This window comes from Marinomonas rhodophyticola (assembly GCF_026113935.1).
Lineage (GTDB): Bacteria > Pseudomonadota > Gammaproteobacteria > Pseudomonadales > Marinomonadaceae > Marinomonas > Marinomonas rhodophyticola.
Map to the genome: position 1 here is coordinate 471,259 of NZ_JAPEUL010000006.1, position 26,242 is coordinate 497,500.

At 44.8% G+C, this 26,242-nt stretch carries 27 protein-coding genes, 1 tRNA gene and 2 rRNA genes; 4 read left to right on the forward strand and 26 right to left on the reverse strand.

Annotation, left to right across the window (positions count from 1 at the left end):
* Positions 1-80: 80 nt before the first annotated feature.
* The 5 genes from ONZ52_RS08230 to ONZ52_RS08250 all read right to left on the reverse strand — a co-directional run bounded on the left by ONZ52_RS08230 (position 81) and on the right by ONZ52_RS08250 (position 5,073).
* Positions 81-812 (reverse strand): TRAP transporter large permease subunit, encoded by a 732-nt coding sequence (locus ONZ52_RS08230; protein WP_265218159.1) that lies wholly within the window; start codon positions 810-812, stop codon positions 81-83.
* A gap of 10 nt (positions 813-822) precedes the next feature.
* Positions 823-1,761 (reverse strand): TAXI family TRAP transporter solute-binding subunit, encoded by a 939-nt coding sequence (locus ONZ52_RS08235; RefSeq protein ID WP_265218160.1) that lies wholly within the window; start codon positions 1,759-1,761, stop codon positions 823-825.
* Between the two features lie 121 nt (positions 1,762-1,882).
* Complete coding sequence (locus ONZ52_RS08240; RefSeq protein WP_265218161.1) at positions 1,883-2,989, reverse strand: ABC transporter substrate-binding protein; 1,107 nt, start codon at positions 2,987-2,989, stop codon at positions 1,883-1,885.
* Entirely contained in the window at positions 2,979-4,409 is a 1,431-nt protein-coding gene (locus tag ONZ52_RS08245; RefSeq protein ID WP_265218162.1) for a sensor histidine kinase, read from the reverse strand. Before ONZ52_RS08245 ends, ONZ52_RS08240 begins: the two co-directional genes overlap by 11 nt.
* On the reverse strand, positions 4,402-5,073 hold the full coding sequence (locus ONZ52_RS08250) for a response regulator transcription factor (RefSeq protein ID WP_265218163.1): 672 nt from the start codon (positions 5,071-5,073) through the stop codon (positions 4,402-4,404). Before ONZ52_RS08250 ends, ONZ52_RS08245 begins: the two co-directional genes overlap by 8 nt.
* A gap of 275 nt (positions 5,074-5,348) precedes the next feature.
* Between ONZ52_RS08250 and ONZ52_RS08255 the strand changes: the two genes are divergently transcribed.
* A complete protein-coding gene (locus ONZ52_RS08255; RefSeq protein ID WP_265218164.1) occupies positions 5,349-6,245 on the forward strand; it encodes an EamA family transporter in 897 nt (298 codons plus the stop codon).
* 16 nt (positions 6,246-6,261) lie between these two features.
* Here ONZ52_RS08255 and ONZ52_RS08260 read toward each other — a convergent pair whose 3' ends face one another.
* The 16 genes from ONZ52_RS08260 to ONZ52_RS08330 form a co-directional block, all read right to left on the reverse strand.
* Positions 6,262-7,092, reverse strand: a complete 831-nt coding sequence (locus tag ONZ52_RS08260; RefSeq protein ID WP_265218165.1) for an ion transporter — start codon at positions 7,090-7,092, stop codon at positions 6,262-6,264.
* Between the two features lie 127 nt (positions 7,093-7,219).
* Positions 7,220-7,495, reverse strand: a complete 276-nt coding sequence (locus ONZ52_RS08265) for a hypothetical protein (protein WP_265218166.1) — start codon at positions 7,493-7,495, stop codon at positions 7,220-7,222.
* An 89-nt stretch (positions 7,496-7,584) separates the two neighbouring features.
* Entirely contained in the window at positions 7,585-8,151 is a 567-nt protein-coding gene (locus tag ONZ52_RS08270; RefSeq protein ID WP_265218167.1) for a mechanosensitive ion channel family protein, read from the reverse strand.
* 21 nt (positions 8,152-8,172) lie between these two features.
* Entirely contained in the window at positions 8,173-8,760 is a 588-nt protein-coding gene (locus ONZ52_RS08275; RefSeq protein ID WP_321160283.1) for an AEC family transporter, read from the reverse strand.
* A 16-nt stretch (positions 8,761-8,776) separates the two neighbouring features.
* Complete coding sequence (locus ONZ52_RS24660; RefSeq protein ID WP_321160284.1) at positions 8,777-9,061, reverse strand: AEC family transporter; 285 nt, start codon at positions 9,059-9,061, stop codon at positions 8,777-8,779.
* Positions 9,062-9,139: 78 nt separating this feature from the next.
* Entirely contained in the window at positions 9,140-9,865 is a 726-nt protein-coding gene (locus ONZ52_RS08280; RefSeq protein ID WP_265218168.1) for a substrate-binding domain-containing protein, read from the reverse strand.
* On the reverse strand, positions 9,840-10,073 hold the full coding sequence (locus tag ONZ52_RS08285) for a hypothetical protein (RefSeq protein ID WP_265218169.1): 234 nt from the start codon (positions 10,071-10,073) through the stop codon (positions 9,840-9,842). The genes ONZ52_RS08280 and ONZ52_RS08285 overlap by 26 nt, the downstream gene beginning before the upstream one ends.
* A gap of 175 nt (positions 10,074-10,248) precedes the next feature.
* Positions 10,249-10,674: an ATP-binding cassette domain-containing protein gene (locus ONZ52_RS25335; protein WP_265218170.1), complete on the reverse strand. Its 426-nt coding sequence runs from the start codon at positions 10,672-10,674 to the stop codon at positions 10,249-10,251.
* A complete protein-coding gene (locus ONZ52_RS25340) occupies positions 10,667-11,044 on the reverse strand; it encodes an ATP-binding cassette domain-containing protein (RefSeq protein ID WP_265218171.1) in 378 nt (125 codons plus the stop codon). Before ONZ52_RS25340 ends, ONZ52_RS25335 begins: the two co-directional genes overlap by 8 nt.
* A complete protein-coding gene (locus ONZ52_RS08300; RefSeq protein ID WP_265218172.1) occupies positions 11,044-12,126 on the reverse strand; it encodes an ABC transporter permease in 1,083 nt (360 codons plus the stop codon). Before ONZ52_RS08300 ends, ONZ52_RS25340 begins: the two co-directional genes overlap by 1 nt.
* 93 nt (positions 12,127-12,219) lie before the next feature.
* Complete coding sequence (locus ONZ52_RS08305) at positions 12,220-13,086, reverse strand: sugar ABC transporter substrate-binding protein (protein ID WP_265218173.1); 867 nt, start codon at positions 13,084-13,086, stop codon at positions 12,220-12,222.
* Positions 13,070-13,243, reverse strand: a complete 174-nt coding sequence (locus tag ONZ52_RS08310; protein WP_265218174.1) for a hypothetical protein — start codon at positions 13,241-13,243, stop codon at positions 13,070-13,072. Before ONZ52_RS08310 ends, ONZ52_RS08305 begins: the two co-directional genes overlap by 17 nt.
* Before the next feature lie 152 nt (positions 13,244-13,395).
* The gene (locus ONZ52_RS08315) at positions 13,396-13,881 is read right to left on the reverse strand and encodes a response regulator (RefSeq protein WP_265218175.1); all 486 of its coding nucleotides are present in this window, start codon (positions 13,879-13,881) and stop codon (positions 13,396-13,398) included.
* Positions 13,799-15,049, reverse strand: coding sequence for a PAS-domain containing protein (locus ONZ52_RS08320; protein WP_265218176.1), 1,251 nt, complete (start codon positions 15,047-15,049; stop codon positions 13,799-13,801). Before ONZ52_RS08320 ends, ONZ52_RS08315 begins: the two co-directional genes overlap by 83 nt.
* Positions 14,973-15,842, reverse strand: coding sequence for a hypothetical protein (locus tag ONZ52_RS08325; RefSeq protein ID WP_265218177.1), 870 nt, complete (start codon positions 15,840-15,842; stop codon positions 14,973-14,975). Before ONZ52_RS08325 ends, ONZ52_RS08320 begins: the two co-directional genes overlap by 77 nt.
* Before the next feature lie 70 nt (positions 15,843-15,912).
* Complete coding sequence (locus tag ONZ52_RS08330; RefSeq protein WP_321160285.1) at positions 15,913-16,662, reverse strand: response regulator; 750 nt, start codon at positions 16,660-16,662, stop codon at positions 15,913-15,915.
* A gap of 148 nt (positions 16,663-16,810) precedes the next feature.
* Here ONZ52_RS08330 and ONZ52_RS08335 point away from each other — a divergent pair, with 148 nt between their 5' ends.
* Genes ONZ52_RS08335 through hrpB form a run of 3 tightly spaced genes read left to right on the forward strand, consistent with a single transcriptional unit; the run spans position 16,811 to position 19,697 of the window.
* Positions 16,811-17,122 (forward strand): 2Fe-2S iron-sulfur cluster-binding protein, encoded by a 312-nt coding sequence (locus ONZ52_RS08335; protein WP_265218178.1) that lies wholly within the window; start codon positions 16,811-16,813, stop codon positions 17,120-17,122.
* 47 nt (positions 17,123-17,169) lie between these two features.
* On the forward strand, positions 17,170-17,295 hold the full coding sequence (locus ONZ52_RS08340; RefSeq protein WP_265218179.1) for a hypothetical protein: 126 nt from the start codon (positions 17,170-17,172) through the stop codon (positions 17,293-17,295).
* Positions 17,295-19,697 carry an ATP-dependent helicase HrpB gene (hrpB, locus tag ONZ52_RS08345; protein WP_265218194.1) on the forward strand — a complete coding sequence of 801 codons (2,403 nt, stop codon included), beginning with the start codon at positions 17,295-17,297 and terminating at the stop codon, positions 19,695-19,697. The genes ONZ52_RS08340 and hrpB overlap by 1 nt, the downstream gene beginning before the upstream one ends.
* Here hrpB and ONZ52_RS08350 read toward each other — a convergent pair.
* The 5 genes from ONZ52_RS08350 to ONZ52_RS08370 all read right to left on the reverse strand — a co-directional run bounded on the left by ONZ52_RS08350 (position 19,683) and on the right by ONZ52_RS08370 (position 26,143).
* A complete protein-coding gene (locus ONZ52_RS08350) occupies positions 19,683-20,684 on the reverse strand; it encodes a phosphotransferase (protein ID WP_265218180.1) in 1,002 nt (333 codons plus the stop codon). The genes hrpB and ONZ52_RS08350 overlap by 15 nt on opposite strands.
* 494 nt (positions 20,685-21,178) lie before the next feature.
* Positions 21,179-22,102, reverse strand: a complete 924-nt coding sequence (locus ONZ52_RS08355; RefSeq protein ID WP_265218181.1) for an IS110 family RNA-guided transposase — start codon at positions 22,100-22,102, stop codon at positions 21,179-21,181.
* Between the two features lie 496 nt (positions 22,103-22,598).
* A 5S ribosomal RNA gene (gene rrf, locus ONZ52_RS08360) occupies positions 22,599-22,713 on the reverse strand.
* A 197-nt stretch (positions 22,714-22,910) separates the two neighbouring features.
* Positions 22,911-25,800, reverse strand: a 23S ribosomal RNA gene (locus tag ONZ52_RS08365).
* Positions 25,801-26,067: 267 nt separating this feature from the next.
* A tRNA-Ala gene (locus tag ONZ52_RS08370) sits at positions 26,068-26,143 on the reverse strand.
* Positions 26,144-26,242 lie beyond the last annotated feature (99 nt).

Here is a 26,242-nt window from a genome sequence, read left to right on the forward strand (position 1 = left end):
ATTTTGCGCTGTAACCAACACGCTTCATTAGCGGGATAGTAAAGGTTCCTGTGGTCACTACGTTGGCGACAGCACTGCCATTAAGAGAGCCCCAGTAAAGCACTAGATAAAGCCGCTGATAATCCAGGTCCCCCTTGAACACGCCCCGTTACGCCCCGCGCAATGTCAACAAACACTTCGCCCGTACCAATTTTGGTTAAAATCGCACCAAACAAACCGAAGAGAAAAATATACTCAACCGCCACCCCCATTGGTACACCAAAAACGCCTTCTGTAGAAAGCATTAAAGTAGACGTCAAACGGCTAAGATCATAACCACTGTGTCCATACTTTCCTGGTATCGCATCACCAAAATACGCGTACAAAAATGCCAGCGTCATTAAAATAATGAGTGCCCGACCTACTGCAATACGAACAAAAACAAACACCACCGCAATGAGCGCCATAAAGATCCAGCGGTCTTGACCAACCGACATGGCGCCACGCATGACAATATCAATGTAGTTATGCCACAAATAAGGTCCCGGAATTAACGCCAATAGAGTCAATAGATAAAACGCGCCACGACCCGCGACACTTTTATATCTCAGCGCATAAAACAGCATGGCAGCCGCTGCGACTAAAGAGAAAAACGACGATCTCAATAGCAACGCGGTAATGCCACCATAATACGCGCCGTAAAGTACAAGACCGGCGATTCCAGCGGCGATCACACTAAACAATAAAGAGACTGCTAGACGTTCCTTGCCACCCGCAAATTTTGATTCAAGGAGCAAGCTTTGAAAGCCATTGCTGGAACCTGAGTTCAACATAGTGACGCTCCTATTTACCGCTTACTTCGTCATAATATTTTTTCGCACCGAGGTGCAATGCAACTGGCGTTCGTTTCGCTGTTTCTAACGAAATAGCCTTTGCTTGTGGATGAATCTGACTAAGTTCATCTAGATGAGAAAAAATAGTTTTGGTGATGTTATAAATCTTGCTCTGATCTTCTTTACCACTAGTAAACAAGATCGCAGGATCATTAATCATCATCACTTGTGAGGTCTGATCAGGGTAAACACCAGCTGGCAAAGAGTAGGCCTGATAGAAAGGATATTTCTGAATCAAACTATCTAGTTGTTCAACATTCGCAGACAAAAGCTTCATATCGGTCTGTGAATCCAGGTCAATCAAAGATGACGTTGGCGCTCCGGCTAAAACAACCGCTGCGTCCACTTGACCATTTACCAAGGCTTTTACGCCTTCGGTGTAAGAGAGAAAACGAGGCGTAACCTCATCAAAAACACCATATTCTTGTAACAAACGCGTGGCCAAGACAGCAGCATTACTGCCTGGAGGCCCCATGCTAACCCGTTTGCCTTTTAGCTGCTCAAAAGACTCGACACCTGTCCCGGAAATCGTCGCAACTTGCAGTACCGCCGGATACAAATAAGCAATACCAGCAACATCCAATGGACCGCTTACTTTAAATGGGCCTTCACCATTTTTAGCTTCAAATAGGGTAGAAGAAGAGGAAAGACCTAGTGTCATCTGACCTGCTGCAACACGGTGATTGTTCTCAACAGACGCTCCAGTGACTTCAGCTCGTGCCGTGGTATTTTCCATATGTTTATTGAGCGTTTCAGAAATACCCGCACCAATCACATAAAACAAACCTCCAGTGCCGCCCGTTCCAATAGACACACGCTCTGACGCTTGCACAGGGTTGTTAACTAGGGTTGCGCATAGAGCACTCGCTATAAGCAGTTTTTTAAACATAGTATTCTCCACTTTATTTTTGTTTTATTACTATTTTTTTAAAGTTCGTAGAACACTCTAGCGAGGAAACCTTTCATGAACCTTTCACGGGCCTTGAATAAGCCATTAAATAAATATTTGCTTACGGCATGGGTGCAGACAGCATAGCATTGTCCCACTCACGATAAATGAGCTTCTGTTTGGCATCGTCTGTTTGAATTAGTAACTCTAGGCCAAGGGGAATCGGCCGGAAAATGCCATGTGGTAACTTACTCAGCTCATCACGACTGTATGGGCCGTTTACCCGAGTACTGATTGGCGTAATACCGGACTGATTTGCCAAGATATGCTGCCCTTCTGGGGATAATAGAAGATCGATAAAACGCTTCGCCAATATCGGCTGTTGGGCGTCACGAGAGATAAATGCCGTGCGCCTAATGATCGTCGTATAATCTGTTGGCATGAGGGTTTTGATCCACGGATATTGTTGACTCCATTGATAGGAGTAGGCGCCAACAAGATTGTAGGCAATAAAAATTTGACCTTTCAACAAAGCATTGAGCATCGCAGAGGTATCCGTATAAAGCCGAGCTTGGTGCGTTCCAAACGCCTCTAATAGACGTCCATAACTACGAGATTGCTGCCCATCATAAGCCCACGCCAGATACCCTAGACCCGACCGCTGAATATCAAATAAACCAATTTTATCGTCTAGGAGATGATTTTTATTACGAATCAAATTCAATAATTGTTCACGACTTTGCGGCATCGTCTCGGCGGCTAAAATATCGGTATTAATCGCTGTTACAATAGGTTCATAGGTAAAACTAAACAATTCATGACGCCAATGAGAATCCTGCGGCAAGCCTTCAAGCGATGGCGATTCATAGGCCAGCGCATAACCATCATTGGCCAATTTGAATTGCAAATCCATCGCTGGACTCAGCATGACATCTGGCCGTGACGTTGGCTGAGAAAGAAACTGCTCGTAAAGATAACGTGTATTGGCTTCAGTATAGTGAATAGACACATCTGGATATTTATTTTGATACGCTTTGAATAAAGGCGTAATGGCCTGACGATTCAACGCACCATACACCGACAAGACAGCGCCTTGCGGTTTGGTATGGGAGTTCGCACTGGGAAAAATAACATGCGAGCTTTGTGGTGTTCCATCCGCAAACACTAGGCTGTTCACCAACCACAAAAGTACCGCCAACACGCCACTCAACCATCCCCTAGTGCTCATAAGAAAGTCCTTTTCGTTGCGGGAAAATAACTTCCACAATCAATCCGGTTGGCTGGTTATCTTTTAAATGGAACCTGGCGTCATGGTGCTCTGCGACTTCCTTAGCAATTGATAAACCAATCCCAGAACCTGAAGCAAAGTTATCGGGACTGCGATAAAAATACTCGAAAATATGTTCTTTGTCCTGATCCGGCACCCCCACACCTTGATCACGAATCTGCAACAGGATGGACGCTTCAGACAGTTCGTTGGTGAGCATCAACGCGACTTCAACAGTGCCACCCTTAGGGCTGTATTTAATGGCATTCTCAATAATATTTTGCAGCATTTGTTTAAGGGCAAATTCATCACCATTGATCGTGACTTGAATATCCCCCACATATTCAATTTCAACTTGTCGCTCTAACGCCCAAACCACCAGCTCACGGCATGTTTCTTTAATCACATGATCCAGAGATACAGGACTAAAGGGGTGACTTTGATAACGATGTGTCAGCGTCGCTCGACTTAGTAACTGGTTTACCGTATCAGCCAACACGTTACTACTTTCTAAAATATGCTGTAGTTGCTTTTGACGTAACACCTCATCCGTTTCATCTATAGCGTTTTGCGCCTGTGAATTTAAACCCGCCAAAGGGGTTCGTATTTGATGCGCGGCTTCCGCCGTAAAACGCTTTAAACGACTAAGTGTGTTGTCTAATTGCGCCATAAAGTAATTAATACTTTTTAACAAAGGCGCAATTTCACTGGGCACATTGGTTTCTAATGGCGATAGCTCTTGAGGCGAACGCTCTGTAATGGCTTGCTTAATTGCTTGTAATGGTTGCAATACTCGCCAGATGACAAAAAACAATAAGAGCAAGGTGATAAAGAAAAACAAAGTCACAAATTGCAGTGCCATTTGGCTGATTTCTGTGGCGCTTGCACGGCGAGCGTCCAATGTTTGCCCAACAATAATAAACACATCGTTCACGCTGTCTGCTTCTAACAAACGTTTTCCCAAGGCAACAAAGCGCACCCTTTCACCGCGATATATGGCTTCATAATAAATCGGAAGAAATTTTTCTTTTTCTCTGGACTGCTGCAGAAGTTGGGTAAACGGAATATCAGGAAGATCTTTATAGCCTGTTAACACCTGATATTGCCCATCCAAGATGGCATAAAACGCACGATCAGCGGTAGACAAAGCCAAGGTCTCAAACGCAGAAACGGGCAAATCAATAAAAACCTGCGAGTCCAAAATCGTAATATTTTCAGCCATCTGCAAAGCCGAACCATATAACAACCGATCATAGGATTCTTTTGCTGTTCGATTGGCATAAATATGCGCACTCCAAAGAGCTACCGCGTTAATGACGATCAATACCGTCGCCACCATCAGGATCAATTGCCGACGAATCGATGCAGTCGCTTTAGCCATGATGCTTTTCCAGCAAATACCCTAAACCACGAATAGTCCGGATAGAGATATCACTGTCTTGCAAAGATTTGCGCAAACGCGCCACATAAATCTCAATCACACTTGGATTCGGGTTTTCATTAAAACTGTAAATATGCTCAATCAGCACTTCTTTACTTAACACTCTTCCAGTATGACTAATAAACACCTCTAACAAACGAAACTCTCGTTGCTTTAACTCGATAAGCTGACCGGCAACGGTGACAGTGCAAGCTTGTAAGTCTAAACAAACATTACCGTATTCTATGTTGTTTTGCGCTTGCCCTTGGCTGCGGCGTAACAAAGCACGGCAACGGGCTTCTAACTCACCAAAATCCACCGGCTTGGTCATATAGTCGTCTGCGCCTAAGTCCAATAAAGCTATGCGGTCTTTTATTTCATTTCTCGCCGTTAGGACAATCACGGGGGTATTCGAATGTTTTTTACGCAACGTATGTAAAATGTGACTGCCCGTCATATCGGGTAAATTAAGATCCAAGAGCATCAAATCGTATTCTTGCAAAGCCAACATTTGATTAGCTTGTAGCCCTGTTTGGGCAAGATCAAGACCATGCCCCATACGACTGATTCTTTGGCTGATGGCTTCGCCTAAAATACGATCATCTTCCACGACTAAAATACGCATACTACTGAGACTCTTATTGTCTGCTTTATTGTTATTGATAAATGGTCAATTGGGGGAACAATTTAGCCTATATTAGCGTACGAAAGAATGGGCTATCTTTTCTATTAATAGACAAAGTGAAAAATGAATACCCACGTATTTTTTTAAGCTATACCAGAGTCATGCTATCTGTGTCCTTGATTCTTTTGTTATCTGTCCATGGGCAAAGGCCGCCAAAACACGTAAAGTGATTAGCTTATTTTCGCCTCACTCTATTGTACGGTTAAGGACTTACCATGATTCGCAAAGATATGTTTTTGGCGCTGATTATCATCGTCGCGTGGGGCTTTAACTTTATCGTCATGCGTTGGGGCTTAGACGAACTCACGCCAATGATGTTAGGTGGGTTGCGCTTCCTCGTCATTGGCATGATTGGTTGCTTCTTTTTCTCTCGACCGAATACGCCGCTGCTTTGGTGTATTGGCTATGCCCTATCGTTAAACTTCGGACAGTTTGCATTTTTATTCAGTGCCATCTCATTTGGCATGCCCGCAGGACTCGCCTCTTTAGTATTGCAATCTCAGGCCATTTTCACACTGCTCTTTGCTATTTTGTTATTAAAAGAAACCGTACGCCCTTATCAAGTGCTCGCTATTGGCATAGCTATTGGCGGCTTGGCGATCATTGGATTAGACAATGAAAACTCGACCATGACAGCACTGGGCTTCGGTCTAACATTAGCCGCTGGCTCAAGCTGGGCGTTGGGCAATATTTTCACCAAGATCATCAGTAAAAAAGGCTACGACGCTAACCTCAACCTGATTGTTTGGTCTAGCTGGGTGCCGCCTGTGCCCTTCTTTTTGTGCGCTTACTTCATCGATGGTGGTGACGTGATGTGGAGTAATATCATCAATTTAAATCTAAAAACCTTGGGCACATTAGCTTATCTATCTTTATTTGCTACGCTGGCAGGATACGGTTTATGGAGCTATTTGTTGTCTCGCTACCCAGCAGCAACTGTCGCACCGCTCACTTTAGGCGTGCCTGTTGTGGGATTAACTTCTGCGGAAATTTTTCTATCCGAAACGGTTAGCGCTATGCAATGGGTAGGAATTTTAGTGGTATTGCTTGGCTTGATGCTCAATACGTTTGGCGGTCGCTGGCTAAAAAGACTTAGCCAGCGAAGCGTTTAGAGAGGTCAGTGCTTAATTAATCCTTTCGCTCTTGTTGTGCGTCTATCTTATCGGCAAGGCGCGCAACTTGGGCTTGTAGCTCCGAAATCTGAGTGACCAAAGCTTGATGATGGTTTTCTTGGTTTTCATGTTCTTCTTGCGCAGTTTCGCGGGTCATCACGTCCAGCACCACACCCACCATCATGTTTAGGAACACAAATGCGGTTAAGAAAATGAAGATGATGTAGAAGATCCAACTAAACGGATACACTTCCATTGTCTCGTACATGACATCCGTCCAATCTTCGAACGTTGCAACACGAAATAACGTCAGCATAGAGATCGCAATATCACCCCAAAGCGTTTCATTCACATGGTGAAAAAAGATCGAACCGACGGCAGCAAAAATATAAAAGATGATGAACATCAACAGGGCAATATAGCCCATTTTGGGAATGGCTTTGAGCAAAGCATTAATCAAGAAACGCAGATCTGGAATGATCGATACCAACCGTAATACACGAAAAACTCGCAGCAACCGAGCGACAAGAATCATTTCTGTATCGGAAATTGGCACCAAACTACCCAGTACAATGACCGTATCGAATACGTTCCAAGGGTCTCTAAAAAAGCGTCGCTTATCATCACAAGCGATAAAACGCAAAGAAAGCTCAACCAAAAAGAAAACGGTAATGAAGTTGTCTAAGTAATTAATGGCGGTATCAATACCGTAAGGTAAAGAATAGGTTTTTGCTCCCACCGTTAAAGCGGCCACAACGATAATGCTGATAATAAAACCTTGGAACCATGCACTACGCTCAACGCGCTTCATCACAGTGAACCAACTTCCAGAACGACTCGTTTCCATGCTTTTCTACACCTAATATGCAAAAGTCTCGACAATAAATACCTGAATCAAAGACAGGCGACGCCATATTAAGTTCATATCAGCCGGAATAAAAGCATAAGCGACTAAAGACCACCAAACACCCTAGCTAAGTGCGTTTTACTCGCACCACTTTCATGATTTCGACCGGAATGCCTGCCACCATTTCTTGAGTAGGATAGTAAGTCAGATTGACACGTGCACCACGCAGAGTGCGATATTTGCCTTGGCGCTTAAAACGAAAAGGGACGTCATAACCTTCAATCATTAAGGTATGAAGCACCCAATCTTCTTGGGGGCGCTGGGCATGAGATTTTACTTTCAGTGCTTCGGAATGAATGAGCTTATCGTTGTTCTTTAATAACGATTCAGAGTCGGATTTCACAAGGAGTTTCCTCTTCTTTAAAGATGAAAGCTTCTTAGTATGACACAAATATCCGAAACCCTGAAAAATTGATTATTTTTCACTCAAACTTATGATGTAGTGCGTTGCTCTTCCACTTTATCGGGCAATGTATCGTGCGCAACAAATTGACTCATTGCCAAGGCGGCTTCTCTGTTTTCAAAGCGCACGACGGCTTTTTGTAAAATTAAACTGTTTGGGTAAGTCACCACGTCACCAGACAAACGATGAATGATGACATGAAAAGACGATATTTCTGTAATTTGCCCTAATATTTCATCGTCTTTGTCCACCACTTTCACCCAATCCCCCACTCGGTAGGGAAAGCCAAAGAAGATAATCAAGCTAGCGGTAATATTGCTTAAAATAGACCACTGAGCAAACAAAGCAACACCGACCACAGCAAACACAGACGAAAAAAAGATCGCAAGTTGACCGTAACCAATACCAAGCACCAAACATACCAGTAAAACAAAAATCGCAGTAAAGCCAAGGTTTAACATTTTCGACACATAGGTTATGCGAACTTCATTAGCGTATTTCTTCTGCCCCAGCAAGGTAACACTGGACTTTAAAATCCGAGAAACAATGACATACGCCACGATCAACAAAGCAATTAGACCAATTTGCACCATCATGCTTTCTCTCCTAAAACGAGACTATAAAACATAAAATAATACGCAAGGGACAATCCCCACACTCATTAGATTACTAATCAACACGATCGACGCCACTTTATGAGGTTCTTGCTGGTAAAGTTCAGCGACCATATAATTCAAAATAGCAGGCGGTAAACAGGCAAATATTAATAAATAGGCGAAATTTTCCGCCGACATACCAACAAGATAATACCAAATAACCGCAATAATCAGCCCACTCAATGGGCATAAGAAACCACTAAGTACACCCAGTTTCCACTCACTGAAGTCCACATTCGTCATGCGAACGCCAAGAGCAAACAGCATTAGAGGAATGGCTATTTGCCCCATCATATCCACAGAGACCTTTACCGCAGGCATGACAGTCCATCCTTGTAAGCTCCAGATCAAGCCTAATATCGTCGCAATGATCATCGGCATTTTCAGCACATTGAGAAGATTGGATTTCGGGTTAAGCAAATACATACCAACGGTAAAATGCAGTAGGTTTTCCGTTAAAAACAGTACAACCGCAATAGGTAAGGCTGACTCACCGAAAGCCAAAACAATCAGAGGGATGCCTAAATTACCGCTGTTGTTAAACATCATCGGAGGCACTAAAGTTTTAGGCGAAATTTTTAGCCACCGACAAAGAGGCCAAACAAGGAGTCCCAGACCCTAACACAACGGCCGTCGCGGCAAGAATCAAATCAACATATTGAGCGATATGAAACTCTTTTGACGCCATTACCGAAAAGATCAGCGCTGGACAAAATACACTGATATTAAGACGATTCGCCACCGTCATGTCGGTGGGGCGTACACGCGCATAAAAAAACGCCACTAACACGATACTGGCCAAAGGAAAAACAGTATTAAATATTTGAGAGAATAACGTTGATGTGTCCATTAATGGCCTCTTTCACGAAGGCCGATAGCTTAACTCTCTTGCTCAAAAAGACCAAGTTTCGATACTGATTTAAAGACGCTATTCGTTTTTTTCAACCAATACAGAAGGGATCAAAATAAAACGTTGGAGAACCTCTTTGCCTTTTAGCAAATCCATACCAATTTCGATGGCTTTTTCGGCCATTGGTACAGGACGCTGAATAGCCGTTGCAATCCAGGGGTTGCCCGCTTGTTTAATAATATCCACCGCAAAAGGCGCACCGTCGATGGAAGCCAATAAAAACTCATTACGATTGGCCTGCTGGGCTGCACGAAGCGCACCAAATGCCGTCGGATCATTGATAGTAAATACTGCATCAATGTGCTGATACTCTTCCATTAAGTAGGTCATGGCTTCCATCCCACCTTCCACACTGCCAGTACCATTCATTCGATCACTTAGCAGGGTAATATTGGGGTATTTATTCAGCGCAGATTTACAGCCAGCCACCCTTTCAATGACAGAAGAAACTAACACACCATTGATGATGACAAAGTTACCCTGATAACCAATTTTTTCAGCCAGCTTTTCGCAAGCGATAACACCAGCCTGAACATTGTCCGTGGTAATGGTCGCATCAGCCCCTTGGGCATTAACATCCACAGCGATCACTTTAATACCAGCTCGCTGAGCCTTTGCTACAACGGCGGCCACCTTGTATTCATCCGCAGCCGTTAGAACAATTAAATCAACTTTCTGTTCGATAAAATCATTAATCTGACCGATTTGTCTTTGCCAATCATAAGCATCTGAGCGAATAAGCATTTTGACGGGGCTCCCCCGCCAACTCCTCAGCTTTCAGCGTCGCAGTATCGACCAACTGAACAAAATAAGGATTGCCTAAATCTGCCACACTAATACCAATGGATTTAAGCGGCTGAGGCTCTGAGGATTGCGAAGACAGCGGAGAAAAAAGCAAAACAAGAACAATAAAAACAGCCAGTGCGCTGGGGATAAGACGATTAGTCTTCAAAAGCGGTCGTCCTTTCAGACTATAGATGCTTGATTTCATTAGACTCATTTTACTTCCCCAAGATTAAGACATGCTAATGATGACGTCCCCATAACCCAGCACATCAAATAAAGCATAAAAAGCCGCTATTTTGCCCCATCAGAGAGAAGAAACAAAATAACGGCTGCCTTTTTTCTTATGCGGCTTCGTTTGACGTTTTCACATCCATCGCACCCGTCATGATGGCCACCGCATCCGACATGCTATGGGATTGAGGCGTAACAATCGCAGCTCGCTTACCCAAACGATGGATATGGATGCGATCAGCCACTTCGAATACGTGTGGCATATTGTGGCTAATCAAAATAATCGGCAATCCGCGATCTCGAACCTCTTTGATTAAGTTCAATACCCGACGCGACTCTTTCACGCCAAGTGCTGCCGTCGGTTCATCCATGATCACCACTTTGCTGCCAAATAAAGCGGAACGTGCCACTGCAACGCCTTGACGTTGACCACCAGACAGTGACTCAACTGCTTGGCTGATGTTTTGTATTGTCATCAAACCTAGCTCGGTCATTTTAGCTTGAGCACGGCGTTCCATTTCTTTTTTATCAAGCATACGAAAGACAGAGCCTCAAAATACCTGGCTTACGCAGTTCACGGCCTAGGTATAAATTGTCCGCAATGTTTAATGCTGGTGATACAGCTAAATTTTGATAAACAGTTTCGATGCCTAACGCACGGGCCTCCATTGGCGAAGCAAAGTGTACCAGCTTACCATCTAACAAAATTTCCCCTTCATCGGGAACCAAAGCACCGGATAGAGCCTTAATTAATGACGATTTACCCGCACCGTTGTCTCCAATGACGGCTAAGATTTCGCCTGGGTACAATTCAAAGTCAGCATGATCAATCGCTGTCACGCTACCATAGCGCTTCACTAAACCCTTTGTTTGCAACACGGGTGTTTTATCGTATTGAGCTACCATTATGCTGTCCCTCTTCGAATCCACTGATCAATGGCAACGGCCGAAATAATCAATATACCGACTGTAAACTCTTGCCATAACACATCGACACCCGCCAGTGCCAAACCATTGCGAAATACACCGACGACCAAAGCACCTATCAATGTGCCGTAAATAGAGCCTCGCCCACCAAATAAACTACAACCACCGATAACGACCGCAGTAATACTGTCTAGGTTGGTCATGGTACCCGCTTGTGGGCTTACTGAACCAATTCGACCAATCAATACCCAAGCACCGATAGCACAAACCACACCAGCCAGCACATATACGGACATTAAAATACGATTAGTCCGAATACCTGCGAGTTTTGCCGCTTCTGGGTCATCCCCTGTGGCATAAACATGACGTCCCCACGCGGTCCAATTTAAGGCATACCAAATCAAAAAGAAGATGCCTAACATTAATAAAGAACCGTAAGTGAGTCTTGCGCCAAAAAAGTCAATCGTTTGGCCAGTCCACTGCAACAGCGGTGCAATATTACTGATGTCTTGGGAGCGAATTGTTTCACTTTTTGAATACCAAAGATTCAACGCAAAAAATACGTTCCAAGAACCCAACGTTGCAATAAAAGGTGGGATTTTTAAGCGTGTAATCAATAAACCATTGATAAAGCCCGCTAACGCACCAACAGCAATACCAATCAAAATAGATAAACTAGGATCAATACCATGGTTCACTGCCATCCGCCCCATGACAACGGAAGTCAGCACCATGATGGCACCAACGGATAGATCAATACCCGCGGTTAAAATAATCAATGTCTGCGCGACACCAATCACACCGATAATGGTCACTTGTTGTAATATCAAAGACAAGTTGAATGGGTGTAAAAAGCGATCACCAACAATGATGCTAAAACTGATAACGGCCAACAGCAGCACAATCAAAGGTGCAGCGATTGGATAATGATGAAGAAACTTTTTAAAGCGCTGCAATGGTGTTTCGTTGCGCTCAAACTGCGCAACATAAGCACTGGCTTGATCGGCAACTTTATCATGATCAAGCACTGCTGTTGACGGCTTTGTGTCAGTAGAACTCATAGATTACTCCAGACAAGAAAAGGGCCGTTAGCCCAACTACTCGGCTAACGGCAAATAAGGGCACCTTCTCGCCCATCTATCACAAGAGATTGATTAGCCCCAGCACATGCTCAAGCCAGTTTGAGAAGTAACAGATTGCACGCCTTTCACTGGTTCATCGGTGATCAATTGAACACCTGTGTCGAAGAAATCGAGACCATTAGAGGCAGAAGGACGCGAACCTGATTTGGCAAACTCAACGATCGCCGTTACGCCTTGAGAGGCCATTTGAAGAGGGAATTGCATTGAAGTCGCGCCAATCACGCCATCTTTGATGTTACGAACACCTGGACAACCGCCATCTACCGATACAATCAAAACATCTTTTTCAAGACCGAATGATTTCAAGGCTTCATAAGCGCCTGCCGCAGCAGGTTCGTTGATGGTATAAACTAAATTAACACCTGGATCTTTTTGCAATAAGTTTTCCATTGCACGACGACCACCTTCTTCCGAGCCTTGTGTGACATCATTGCCCACAATGCGTGGATCGGTTTCATCACCCATGCGGTTTGGATCTTTAATATCAATACCGAAGCCTTTTAAGAAACCTTGATCACGTGCAACGTCTACCGTGATCTGACTAGTACTCAAGTCAAGCAAGGCAATTTTCGCATCTTTGGCTTTATCACCCATTTTTTCTTTTGCCCACATACCGATCATTTCGCCAGCTTTAAAGTTATCTGTCGCAAAGGTCATGTCGGCTGCACTAGCAGGGCTAAGAGGTGTATCTAACGCAATAACCAGCAAACCAGCATCACGTGCTTTTTGAATAGTCGGAACGATACCAGCTGTATCACTTGGGGTAATAAGAATGCCTTTTGCGCCGGCAGCAATTAGGTTTTCAACCGCTTGAACTTGCGTTTCATTATCGCCGTCATAACGACCAGCAAAAGTACGTAGTTCAACACCGAGTCTCATCCGCTTTTTGCTGAGCGCCTTCTTTCATTTTAACGAAGAATGGGTTGGTATTGGTTTTGGTGATAAGACCAATAATTGGGGTTTCAGCCATAGCTACAGTAGAAAGAGTGCCAGCAGCAACAAGACACGCCAATTTTTTATACGGAATGAATTTCATTATTTTATAACTCCAGTTTTTGTTTTTATTATTGGCAGCAATGCCATTAAAACAGATCCAGCCCCGACTCTGTTTCTAATAAAATACTATGAAGATAAAAAACTAATGGATAATTTCATTGTTTAATCTTTTTTTGTAATATTTGTAACAATTTAATATTTAATCTGAAATAATCTACTTAACTCTTTGATTGTAAAAGGTTTTGGTATAAATAAATCTTCATCTTTTAGTTGATATTTTTGTTTCAATTCGTCTTTTGGCAAACCAGACATCAGCAATATCGGCCCAGTAAAGCTATGCGACTGCAGGCGAATGTTATGCGCTAACTCCACACCACTCATAGCGCCTGATAAATTCACGTCGGACACAATGGCGTCAGGCACCATTGCTTTACTCAGTCCCCTCATTACAGCTTCCGCGCACTCAAAGCTCTGCACCATAAAGCCCATTTTTTCCAACTGTTCGCGCATGACTCGACATACTTCTTCGTCATCTTCCACCAACCAAACAAGACTGTGTTCAGGCAGGAAAATAGTTTGTTGTTGGGTGTCATTGTCACGTTCTACTAGGTCGATTGGCGATATTTGCTGAGGTAAAAAGAGACAAACTCGAGTCCATTTGCCTTTTTCTGACGTCACCTTTATTTCCCCACCACTTTGTTTCACAAAGCCATAGATCATACTGAAATCCCAAACCACTTCCCTTGCCTACAGGCTTGGTGGTAAAGAAAGGTTCGAAAATTCGCCCAATGACCTCTTCAGAAATCCCTTCTCCGGAATCTTCTACCCGAATACGAATGGCCGGAACATCACTGTCGGGCAGGGTACAAAGTTTGGTAGAAAAAGCCAAACGACCACCATCAGGCATGGCACTGGCACTATTTAAAGACAGATTTAACAAGGCATTTTCCAACTGCGAAGGATCAATCAGACTCACCACACCAGGACACTGCAACTCACTTTCGACGATAATATGCGAACCCACACTGTATTCCACCAAATCCAACATCCCTTCGATTAAGTCATCAATGGCAATGGGGACGGGGAACAGTTGTTGGCGACGACTAAACGCTAATAGCCGCTGTACAAGGTTGCTGCTTTTCTCAGAGACGACCAGCGCACGCTCTATATATCGCGCTTGATCAGATGTCTGCGGACGAGAATCTGACAACATTTGCAAATTGCCCATAATCGCCGCAAGAAGATTATTAAAGTCATGGGCAACACCGCCTGTTAGTTGCCCCAACATCTCCATTTTTTGTGCTTGGCGCAACTGACTCTCAACGCTTTTACGCTCAGTTAAGTCCGTGTATAAGGTAACAAAACCGCCTTCAGGCATAGGCTTAGAGCGAAACTCGATAATTTTTCCTGAATCGAAATGGCGTTCAAAACGTTGAAAACGCAAATGACGAGAAACGTTGACCTCTTCCATATGAACTTGTTGATTTTCTAAATTCAAGTTTTTATGCTGGCCTCGGTTAATCAAGTTTTGTACCTCATCAATCGACATACCCACGCTTAGATCATCGTCCAACAAATCAAACAATTTCTGATAGCCCGAGTTCCAAGCCACCAAGGTACCTTTCGCTGAAAACACACTCAACCCATCGTTCATGTTATCAAAGATGGTTTCAAGCAAACGTTTTTGCTCTGATAGCTCGGCAGTGACTTCCAAACGCCTTAGTGCATCACGACGAAAGACTTCAAAGGTATCTGCTAACGTACCAATTTCATCGTTTCGACGTATCCCAGGTGTGCTTTGAATCCACACGGCCCAATGACAACTGTTCCATATTATTAGTGACAACGCCTAAATCTTTGGTCATACGCTGGCTATACCAATACAAACGTGTCAAACCTAGCAATAGAAAGACCGAAATACCGATAATCCAATTTTGACCTCTGTCGACAAACGAAGACACCTCTTGTCGCTGACGACTTACCTTTTTTTGCAAGCCACCAACAAAGTCACTGACCTGCTTACTGAGCTGTTCCGATTTCGCACGAATCGAAATCAACAAATAATTTTTACGCTCCTGAATCTGGTTCAAGCGCCGATGAGCCATTAATAGATCATCGGCGATGCTTGCAACTTGCTCATTCTGCTCCGAGAGTTTTAAATTGTTCAGTATGCTTTCTGGCACCAAACTCGGCGACTCTAATAACTGCAGTAACCAAACCAACCCCTGCTGGCTGTTTACCGTAGCGGCGTTATCTTCATTGAGTGGTAACTGACGAATTCGAAACTGCTGCGCCAAACTGTCTTCACGTAAGTACAATTCTTCCCGCACCAAAGCAACCAGCTCTTCCAAAGTGGTTTGTAAATCATCTAACCGCTCATCGATATCACGCTGAAAAACAGAGTCAGCTAAACTGTCTGCGACACCACGTAGCTCTAAGATACGCCGATGAATACGCTCAGACTCAGTTTGCAATTGAAAAGGTCGACCAGGGCTCGCCGTATAAGGGGCGATAGCAGCCAACTGAGCAACACCTTCCGCTAAGGTTAAAGACGTACTAATTTCCGGTAAAGTTTCGGACTCAAACTCAGATAAAGACGCTTCACTGACACGCATGGATTGCCAGCCAATGCCCACCATAAAAAAAGCGACCAAACTAATAGCAAATATAGATAAAGACGCTTTTTTGGCGAATACTAGTAAAGCGCATTTACTGAATCCGCACTGGGCCTTGAAAAAAATAACCAAGCCCCCGTTGAGTCTTGATGAATTCGGGGGTTTTCGGATTGACCTCTATTTTTCGTCGCAGGCGAAGAATCAATACATCAACAGTACGATCAAAGACCTCTGTCTCCAAGCCTCGACTTTGCTCTATTAGTTGCTCACGAGAAAAAATACGATCTGGATGACGCGCCAACACCTCTAACAAAGAAAATTCACCCAGCGTCAAAGTCACTAACTTCCCATCTTTATCCTGTAAAAGACGGGCGGTTAAATCCAACACCCAGCCCCCAAAAATCAAACAATCATGATCTTGGTTAATGGCACTGCCCACGGTCGGAGGGGCTTGATAGGCTCGGCGTAACAGCGCGTGAATTCGAGCGGTCAGCTCGCGCAAATTAAAGGGTTTCATCATGTAATCATCCGCCGCTAGCTCTAACCCCAAAATGCGGTCGGTTTCATCTCCCTTTCCAGTTAGCATCATAATTGGCATAACAAAGCGCTCGCGAATATCACGGGCAAGATTCAAACCATCCTCTTCCCTGAGGTATAAATCCATCAATACCAAGTCCACAGGTTCCGCATCCAAATGCAACCACATCTGACGGCCGTTCTCTGCTTCTAATACTCGATAACCTTTTTGTGACAAGGCGTCACACAGTAACTGACGAATGTCTTGATCATCATCTACTACCAATAAGGTCTTTTTATTTTGCTCTGTCATTGTTGGGGGATCCATTATCCTTGCTAATCACGCGAAAAAAACCATTATAGCCATACTATTAGACACCTTTTTAACACAGTATTGGCAAGCATCGTTATCATGCACCGTCTCTATTCATCTCATGGTAAAGTTATTACTAAACTAACAAAAGAGAAAGTGACTCGTGCAGCACAAACCTATACCTGATAAGAACATACATCTCGCTTTTTTAGATCCTGAGCAATCCATTCAGGTTAATCAAGGTGAATCTATCTTGAATGCTTTACTCTGTGCAAATATTGCAATCAAACAAGCATGCACCAATGGCGTCTGTGGTGTTTGTCTAACACCGTTACTGTCTGGTGAAATAGATTACGCGGATCGACAACCACATGGCTTAAACGAAAAAGAAAAACAAAATGGCTACTTCCTACCTTGCATCGCCACCTGCAAAACGGACATCGCCATCGGAAGGCCTAAAGTGAGACTGCGTTAATAGGCCAAAAGCGTTATCATATTGATAGCAAATTAACGAGCCATCTTATGTCTAATGAACTGCCTATTTACCACCTTATTCCCCAGCTAAAACACCAACTCGAATATCACCACGAAGCGATATTAGAAGCCGCTCCGGTGCCGGTAAAACCACAGTGGTTCCATTGGCTTTAATGAATGAGGCTTGGCTCAAAGGGCGCAAAATTATCATGTTAGAACCAAGACGTTTAGCAGCGAAAACCGCAGCAAAACGCCTTGCGGACAGTTTGCAAGAAGCACTCGGACAGCGTATTGGTTATCGAATTCGCCATGAAGGCAAAGAAAGTCCACTCACGCAAGTTTTGGTGGTCACCGAAGGTGTATTAACGCGCATGTTGCACGATGACCCAAGCCTAGATGACATTGCTTTGGTGATTTTCGACGAGTTCCACGAGCGCAATTTACATTCGGATTTAGCCTTTGCTTTGTGCCTACAAGCACGCGAATTATATCGTGACCAAGATCCGCTTAAGCTCTTGGTTATGTCTGCGACGCTCGATACCGACGCGCTCGAAACGCGACTTGGTTGCCCAACCCTGACTAGTCAAGGCCGAAGTTTTCCAATCACGACACATTATGGCAATAAATCCCTTAAAACCTTTCAGGTCACCGACGAAGTCGTGCGCCTTACTTGCCAAGCCTTTTATGAAGAAACCGGTAGCATTTTGGTCTTTCTTCCGGGTCAAAAAGAAATCCGACAAGCTGCCAGCCAATTACAACAGCACTTAGGCCATGAAGCCTATTTAAGAATCTTGCCCTTGTATGGCGAACTCAGCTTAAAAGAACAAGAAACTGTCATTGAACCCACGACAGCTCCCCATCGCAAAATTGTACTGGCGACAGCCATTGCACAAACCAGCTTAACCATTGATGGCATTCGCGTAGTCATTGACAGTGGTCTTAGTCGTGAAGCACGCTTTGATGCCAATACAGCGATCACACGATTACATACACGTCGCGCAACACAAGCGGAAACCACTCAACGCATGGGTCGAGCTGGGCGTACCGAAGCCGGCGTTTGCTATCGTTGGTGGAGCGAAGCACAACAACATCAGCTAGCTTCTCAGGCTCAACCACAAATAGAAATCAGCGACTTGAGTAGCCTGGTAATGGATTTAGCCAAATGGGGCGTGCAAGAACGTTTGGAATTGGATTGGATGACACCGCCACCGAACAGCCATTGGCAACAGGCGATTGACTTGCTAACCAACCTGCAAGCTCTTGAGCAACCTCAAACATCACAACCGTCTTTAGAATTAAGCCAACTCGGCGAGCAAATGAGTCGCCTTGGAATCGAACCTAGACTGGCTCGATTGCTGTTGGATGGTAAGCAAAACAATCGAAGCGATTCGGCCAGTGCCATCTGCACTATTTTGTCAGAGGGCGATCCTCTGTCCAACCACCATAGCGATTTATCGGATCGACTCGATTGGATATCTGGGTCACGTCAGGTCCACAGCAAACGCCCAAGACAACACTATTTAAACGCTCAGCAACAGTGGCAAAAGCGCAGTCAACAAATCAGCACACAACCAGCCTCAGACAATGAGCAAAAAGATATCGCTTTTTTATTGATTCGAGCGTTTACGGACCGTATTGCGCAACGTATAGATCAAGGCCATGACAAAGCTCGCTACAAACTGACTAATGGTCGCATGGCCAGTCTATCGTCTCTCGATCCTTGCGCCCAAAGTGAATGGCTCATCGCATTAGATATCGGAGGGCATAATGGGCAAGAAGAAGATCGTATTTTTCTCGCTTACCCCATTCAGCTTTCCATGCTGACACAAGATTTTGACGACTTATTCACCGTTAAACATCATCTTGCTTGGTCAAAAAAAGAGGAACGTCTACTCAGTGAGTCACAACATTGGATTGGCAAATTGTGTGTGCATAAACAAAAGCTCAATAAATCTTCTGAAGCCGATATTGGCCAAGCTATTTGCCACTACATTCGCCAAGAAGGCCTTTGCGTCCTGCCTTGGAACGACACCAGCGAGCAACTGCGAGCACGTTTACAATTCGCCTTCATGCATGACAAACAAAACCTCTGGCCAGATTGCTCAGATGATGCGTTATTGAAAGATGTAGAGGAATGGCTCGGTCCGTATCTTGGCAAAGTGACGAATCAACAAGCTATGAATAAGTTGGTATTAAACGATATTTTGTTAAGTCGATTAGATTGGAACCAACAGCAATTGCTTAATCAAAAAGTCCCCACGCATATCACTGTGCCATCGGGATCCAGTCATGCCATTGATTATGGTGAGCTACAGCCAACACTAAGAGTCAAACTACAAGAAATGTTCGGCTACACCAGCAGTCCCACTGTACTGAATCAGATAATACGTATCGAACTGCTTTCACCTGGACAACGCCCTCTTGCAGTAACACAAGATTTGGCGTTTTTCTGGCGCGAAGTGTACCCAGAAGTACGCAAGGAAATGCGCGGCAGATACCCTAAACACCCTTGGCCAGAAGATCCTATGACCGCTCAAGCTACGGCAAAAACCAACCGTGCATTAAGATCGTCTTAATTGACTTAACGCCTGCTCAGTCAATTGCTGACTGAAGGGCGTATTTTTCGGATGAGTGGGCGACCAGCCCATAATAAAGCGATGAAAGTCTGCCCACGCAATAGAAAATAAGTTTTGCCATTCTTCAATTACCGCTTGGGCAAAGGCCTGCGACTCACCTTGCGCCATCAACTCTCGTCCCAACTCTGAAAAATAATACTCCAATAGGTAATCTATATTTTCGATCAGCTCAAACTCAGATAAAGCACTGCCTAAAAGATACGCTAAATCCTGCACTCCCACACCACCGCCAACGTATTGGAAATCCACTGCAGCTACTTGATTATCAAGTGGAGAAAAACAAAAATTAGCCACCTTGGCATCCCCATGAACTAGGGTTTTAAAACTCGCCTGATCAAGACAATTTGCCAAAGCGGCAGCAGACGATTTTAAATCACCATCGTCCATGGCGGACCACTCTTCATGACGAGTCTCAATATGCCAATAGGTCCCTCTGCTCCAAAGATCAGGCGGCCAGTCTAAAGGGGGTGTTTGATAAACAAAGCCTGCATGAAACGCTGCAAGCCAATTAATACAAGAAAGTAAATGATCTCTATTGTTGGCATCATATCGATCTGAATAACCAGCAGCGTCTAAGTCTTCCAATAAGGTCAATCGTTGACCTGTATGTTCATTATAAAAATCGCCATAACAAAACGCGATACGAGCGGATCTATGGCAACGAGAGGCCCAGTTTCGATACCAATTTTGTTCCACTTCATAGGAGCGAACCTTACGTTGATGACTGTGATCCGAATGCCAACCTCTAGGATGATTCACCGCTACAGGCAATAAACAGTGCTTCGCAACAACAAAAGAAATGCATTCGTTCCCTGTTAATGAATAACGAGCCAACTCACCATAACCACTCCACAAAGACTGAATCCGCTCTTCACGTTGCACTATATGGGCTTTGCATTGGCGTTTAATAAATACTTCTGGAGTCATAAATTTTTTCGTATGAGTTATTGAGACAAAATTAAACCTATTTGAACGAATAACACAGAATTTAAAAAGAGGTATTACAGAATGAGGAAATGACTTTAGAAAAGGAATTTTCCGCTGCATCCTTGCAGCAATAGCCTACCTTGAAAGGAGACAGAGCCTTCATCCTGAAGGCTTTAGGCAAGTCCATCGCCCTCTGTCTGTTAATAACCTTAACGTCGTAAGGCGTCGCATGCAAGTATAAATCGAAAAAAATTGATTTTTATTAAAAAGCACACCAACAAAAAGCTCCACACGATACATCCTACCTTGTCTGGCGAACACCAACCATTCATTCGCGTTGACGCGTTGAGCGTGCGAAACAGGCGCAAGCGAAGCGAATACCAGGGTGATATATAGTTAAAACCCTGTAGATACTCTGTTTAAGCACAAGCTTTTTTATGTTCTTCACTGAATAATTTTGATGAATCAAAAGGCGTGTTTGATTTAAAACACGCCTAGACTCCAGTCAGCATTTTGCGCATTACGGCACACATAGCTTGGATCTTTTTCTTACCTCGCGCGATTAACGCTTGGTAAAACGCCTTTGCGTTTGGGTCATGACGAACAGCTGACATCGCTGGCATAAATAGCGCACAGCGCAGATAAGTATTACCCGCTTTACTCAGCCTACCTGGACGGTTGAGGCTGCTGCCAGATTGATTAAGTCGTACATCTAAACCGGCATAGCGACTAACCTGATTAGCCTTAAGTGTTTCGGGTAAAATAATCAGCTCTCCTAGCAGGGTAATAGCAGAGACTTCTCCAATACCCTTAGCCGTTAAAATATTATTAAATTGCTGCGCGATGTCAGCATCGCTTTTAATCATTTCTATAGCAGCCGTACGCAAACGCTGAATACGATTTTCTAAAGATGCAATACCCTCTTGCTCATCAAGAATAACTACGTAAGACGTTCCTTCATAAGATGTCATGGCATGTAAGCGGTTTTTTGCTTTAGTACAGTCACCTGTTAAACGATTGATTTGTCTTGATATATCTCGTAATTTTAGTTTGTCTTTATGAGGAGGTGTCCACTTTTCAGGTGTCATGCGTTGTGCATATTCCGCTAGCAAGGCAGCGTCAATACCATCTGTTTTACTGTGCGCTAACTTCATCTGAGCAAAGTGATTAAAGCTCTTGGGATTAATCACACTAATAGATATTTTGGCGTCATGAAGAGCAACGGCTAAGTCTAAATAATAGATCCCTGTGGCCTCCATTACGATCAATTTCGGATGATGCTTTTGTAAAAATTCGATCAGTGTTGCTCTACCGCCAGGTGTTTGTTGAAACGTTTTTACGGAACTATTTTTATCATTCTGACGTACGACGAGATCAACGGTTTTTGCCGCGATATCAATACCTACAAATGTACTCATGATTTGCGTACTCGTTAATTTAGTTAGATAATAATTATCGGTCCCTGACCTCGTACTTTTTACCACTCAACCTTGTAATACGAAGTCACCTTTGGGTGCTTCTTGATACTCTTCGAGATGAGTAAATGAGGCGGGGGCCACTCTACAAACGAGGTCAGTAAACTGCCTCAAGGTCGGCACGGCCTCCCGATAATAACTAAAGAATACACCTCAATAGCCATTAAGATCATCATACAAGGTCGGTCTTCAGGCCGTCAAAAGCGAAGCGAATACCAAGGTGATGGTGATGCACCTCGGCCCATTTCCTTGAGACGAAAAAAAGCCCTGACAGCGTTAGCTATCAGGGCCTTCTTAATATAAAGCTTGACGACGACCTACTCTCACATGCGTGTCTTTGATAAAGAGTCCCCACACGTACGTGGGAAGGATCATGCTACGTCCCTGAAACGAAAAAACCCCACCCTACTGAGTAGGGCGGGGTTTCTCTTAATATAAAGCTTGACGACGACCTACTCTCACATGGGATCTCCCACACTACCATCGGCGATGGCGCTTTTCACTTCTGAGTTCGGGATGGGATCAGGTGGTTCAACGCCTCTATGATCGTCAAGCAATTCGTTTTGCGTTTTGTTCTGGCTGGACTCTTTTCGTCTCACCACAACACGCGAATACGTGCTTGGATCTTTAACAATTCATTTTGAAATAGTGATAACCAAGTATCAAACCGATGCTCATCATTGCTGATGCTTTATCGTAATCTGTGTCTGTGATTGTAGCGTTTCCGCTTTAAAAACCACTTTGGTGTTATATGGTCAAGCCTCACGAGCAATTAGTATTGGTTAGCTCAATGCCTCACAGCACTTACACACCCAACCTATCAACGTCCTAGTCTCGAACGGCTCTTTAGGGAACTTATGTTCCAGTGAGATCTTATCTTAAGGGAGGCTTCCCGCTTAGATGCTTTCAGCGGTTATCCCGTCCGAACATAGCTACCCGGCAATGCCACTGGCGTGACAACCGGAACACCAGAGGTTCGTCCACTCCGGTCCTCTCGTACTAGGAGCAGCTCCTCTCAAATCTCAAACGTCCACGGCAGATAGGGACCGAACTGTCTCACGACGTTCTAAACCCAGCTCGCGTACCACTTTAAATGGCGAACAGCCATACCCTTGGGACCGGCTTCAGCCCCAGGATGTGATGAGCCGACATCGAGGTGCCAAACACCGCCGTCGATGTGAACTCTTGGGCGGTATCAGCCTGTTATCCCCGGAGTACCTTTTATCCGTTGAGCGATGGCCCTTCCATACAGAACCACCGGATCACTAAGACCTACTTTCGTACCTGCTCGACGTGTCTGTCTCGCAGTTAAGCGTGCTTTTGCCTTTACACTCTATGCATGATTTCCGACCATGCTGAGCACACCTTCGTGCTCCTCCGTTACTCTTTGGGAGGAGACCGCCCCAGTCAAACTACCCACCACACAGTGTCCTCGATCCGGATTACGGACCTGAGTTAGAACCTCAAACATACCAGGGTGGTATTTCAAGAGTGGCTCCACGGTAACTGGCGTCACCGCTTCAAAGCCTCCCACCTATCCTACACAAGTAGGTTCAAAGTTCACTGTGAAGCTATAGTAAAGGTTCACGGGGTCTTTCCGTCTAGCCGCGGATACACAGCATCTTCACTGCGATTTCAATTTCACTGAGTCTCGGGTGGAGACAGTGTGGCCATCGTTACGCCATTCGTGCAGGTCGGAACTTACCCGACAAGGAATTTCGCTACCTTAGGACCGTTATAGTTACGGCCGCCGTTTACTTGGGCTTCGATCAAGAGCTTCGCTTGCGCTAACCCCATCAATTAACCTTCAAGCACCGGGCAGGCGTCACACCCTATACGTCCACTTTCGTGTTTGCAGAGTGCTGTGTTTTTAATAAACAGTCGCAGCCACCTGGTATCTTCGACCGACTAGTGCTTACGGAGCAAGTCCTTCACACCGGCCGGCGTACCTTCTCCCGAAGTTACGGTACCATTTTGCCTAGTTCCTTCACCCGAGTTCTCTCAAGCGCCTTGGTATTCTCTACCTGACCACCTGTGTCGGTTTGGGGTACGGTTCCTGCATATCTGAAGCTTAGAAGTTTTTCCTGGAAGCATGGCATCAACCACTTCGCCCAAAAGAGGCTTCGTCATCAGTTCTCGGTCTTAAAAGGTACCGGATTTGCCTAAGCCCTAAACCTACCGCCTTAAACACAGACAACCATCGCTGTGCTGGCCTAGCCTTCTCCGTCTCTCCATCGCAATATGCACGAGTACAGGAATATTAACCTGTTTCCCATCGACTACGCATTTCTGCCTCGCCTTAGGGGCCGACTCACCCTGCCCTGATTAACATGGGACAGGAAACCTTGGTCTTCCGGCGGGGAAGTTTTTCACTCCCCTTATCGTTACTCATGTCAACATTCGCACTTCTGATACCTCCAGCCTGCCTTACAGCTTGACCTTCAACGGCTTACAGAACGCTCCTCTACCATGCCTAGTAAACTAAGCATCCGTAGCTTCGGTGTACAGTTTTAGCCCCGTTATATCTTCCGCGCAGGCCGACTCGACTAGTGAGCTATTACGCTTTCTTTAAAGGATGGCTGCTTCTAAGCCAACCTCCTAGCTGTCTAAGCCTTCCCACATCGTTTCCCACTTAACTGTAACTTTGGGACCTTAGCTGACGGTCTGGGTTGTTTCCCTTTCCACGACGGACGTTAGCACCCGCCGTGTGTCTCCCGTAATTGCACTCATTGGTATTCGGAGTTTGCATGGGGTTGGTAAGTCGGGATGACCCCCTAGCCCAAACAGTGCTCTACCCCCAATGGTGAGATACGAGGCGCTACCTAAATAGCTTTCGAGGAGAACCAGCTATCTCCGAGCTTGATTAGCCTTTCACTCCTATCCACAAGTCATCCCCAGCCTTTTCAACGGATGTGGGTTCGGTCCTCCAGTTGATGTTACTCAACCTTCAACCTGCTCATGGATAGATCGCCCGGTTTCGGGTCTATTCCCAGCAACTAAACGCCCTATTAAGACTCGGTTTCCCTACGGCTCCACTACATGTTTAACCTTGCTACTGAAAATAAGTCGTTGACCCATTATACAAAAGGTACGCAGTCACGGAACAAGTCCGCTCCCACTGCTTGTACGTACACGGTTTCAGGATCTATTTCACTCCCCTCACAGGGGTTCTTTTCGCCTTTCCCTCACGGTACTGGTTCACTATCGGTCAGTCAGGAGTATTTAGCCTTGGAGGATGGTCCCCCCATATTCAGACAGGATAACACGTGTCCCGTCCTACTCGTTTTCATGATTAAGGTGTTTTCGTATACGGGGCTATCACCCTCTATCGCGGCACTTTCCAGAGCCTTCTACTAACACCAAAACCACTTAAGGGCTAATCCCCTTTCGCTCGCCGCTACTTAGGGAATCTCGGTTGATTTCTTTTCCTAAGGGTACTTAGATGTTTCAGTTCCCCTCGTTCGCCTCCTCACAGCTATGTATTCACTGTGGGATACTCTACAAGTAGAGTGGGTTCCCCCATTCGGACATGTTCGGATCAAAGCCTGTTTATCGACTCCCCGAACCTTTTCGCAGATTACCACGTCCTTCATCGCCTCTGACTGCCAAGGCATCCACCGTGCACGCTTGGTCACTTGACCATATAACCCAAAATAGTTTCGGATCACATACCAAAGGGCTTTTGTACCCCTCTGGATTTACGATTTAGAAAGTCATCTAGGTTAAAGATGCTTTCCACCGGTTTGACGCTTGATTATCGTCTATTTCAAAATTCGAATTGTTAAAGAGCAAGTTTAGTGCAAAGCACTAAGTCAGAGACTAAAAATCACCCAACACACGAATGCATAAGATGTTTAGCGTCTTGCTTAGAACTCTCTTCTAATCTTTTACACAGAATGATCAGTAAATGGTGGAGCTATGCGGGATCGAACCGCAGACCTCCTGCGTGCAAAGCAGGCGCTCTCCCAGCTGAGCTATAGCCCCATTACTTACTAGATCGTATTTGGTTAATCGAAGAACATATCTTCAATTAAATACCAGAATTTCAAGAACAAGGCTTTTAAGGCCGACGTTTACTTGCTA

Bases quoted from the DNA above. Each gene is read 5' to 3' on its own strand.
- ONZ52_RS08355 (WP_265218181.1), bottom strand. From the start codon at position 22,102: ATGAGTACATTTGTAGGTATTGATATCGCGGCAAAAACCGTTGATCTC.
- ONZ52_RS08245 (WP_265218162.1), bottom strand. From the start codon at position 4,409: ATGGCTAAAGCGACTGCATCGATTCGTCGGCAATTGATCCTGATGGTG.
- ONZ52_RS08310 (WP_265218174.1), bottom strand. From the start codon at position 13,243: ATGAAATTCATTCCGTATAAAAAATTGGCGTGTCTTGTTGCTGCTGGC.
- ONZ52_RS08325 (WP_265218177.1), bottom strand. From the start codon at position 15,842: ATGGTGGGCATTGGCTGGCAATCCATGCGTGTCAGTGAAGCGTCTTTA.
- ONZ52_RS08340 (WP_265218179.1), top strand. From the start codon at position 17,170: ATGTCTAATGAACTGCCTATTTACCACCTTATTCCCCAGCTAAAACAC.
- ONZ52_RS08280 (WP_265218168.1), bottom strand. From the start codon at position 9,865: ATGCTTATTCGCTCAGATGCTTATGATTGGCAAAGACAAATCGGTCAG.
- ONZ52_RS08235 (WP_265218160.1), bottom strand. From the start codon at position 1,761: ATGTTTAAAAAACTGCTTATAGCGAGTGCTCTATGCGCAACCCTAGTT.
- ONZ52_RS08250 (WP_265218163.1), bottom strand. From the start codon at position 5,073: ATGCGTATTTTAGTCGTGGAAGATGATCGTATTTTAGGCGAAGCCATC.
- ONZ52_RS08275 (WP_321160283.1), bottom strand. From the start codon at position 8,760: ATGATGTTTAACAACAGCGGTAATTTAGGCATCCCTCTGATTGTTTTG.
- ONZ52_RS25335 (WP_265218170.1), bottom strand. From the start codon at position 10,674: ATGCTTGATAAAAAAGAAATGGAACGCCGTGCTCAAGCTAAAATGACC.
- hrpB (WP_265218194.1), top strand. From the start codon at position 17,295: ATGAATGAGGCTTGGCTCAAAGGGCGCAAAATTATCATGTTAGAACCA.
- ONZ52_RS08305 (WP_265218173.1), bottom strand. From the start codon at position 13,086: ATGAGACTCGGTGTTGAACTACGTACTTTTGCTGGTCGTTATGACGGC.
- ONZ52_RS08270 (WP_265218167.1), bottom strand. From the start codon at position 8,151: ATGATGGTGCAAATTGGTCTAATTGCTTTGTTGATCGTGGCGTATGTC.
- ONZ52_RS25340 (WP_265218171.1), bottom strand. From the start codon at position 11,044: ATGGTAGCTCAATACGATAAAACACCCGTGTTGCAAACAAAGGGTTTA.
- ONZ52_RS08240 (WP_265218161.1), bottom strand. From the start codon at position 2,989: ATGAGCACTAGGGGATGGTTGAGTGGCGTGTTGGCGGTACTTTTGTGG.
- ONZ52_RS08350 (WP_265218180.1), bottom strand. From the start codon at position 20,684: ATGACTCCAGAAGTATTTATTAAACGCCAATGCAAAGCCCATATAGTG.
- ONZ52_RS08330 (WP_321160285.1), bottom strand. From the start codon at position 16,662: ATGGATCCCCCAACAATGACAGAGCAAAATAAAAAGACCTTATTGGTA.
- ONZ52_RS08260 (WP_265218165.1), bottom strand. From the start codon at position 7,092: ATGGAAACGAGTCGTTCTGGAAGTTGGTTCACTGTGATGAAGCGCGTT.
- ONZ52_RS08300 (WP_265218172.1), bottom strand. From the start codon at position 12,126: ATGAGTTCTACTGACACAAAGCCGTCAACAGCAGTGCTTGATCATGAT.
- ONZ52_RS24660 (WP_321160284.1), bottom strand. From the start codon at position 9,061: ATGGACACATCAACGTTATTCTCTCAAATATTTAATACTGTTTTTCCT.
- ONZ52_RS08230 (WP_265218159.1), bottom strand. From the start codon at position 812: ATGTTGAACTCAGGTTCCAGCAATGGCTTTCAAAGCTTGCTCCTTGAA.
- ONZ52_RS08255 (WP_265218164.1), top strand. From the start codon at position 5,349: ATGATTCGCAAAGATATGTTTTTGGCGCTGATTATCATCGTCGCGTGG.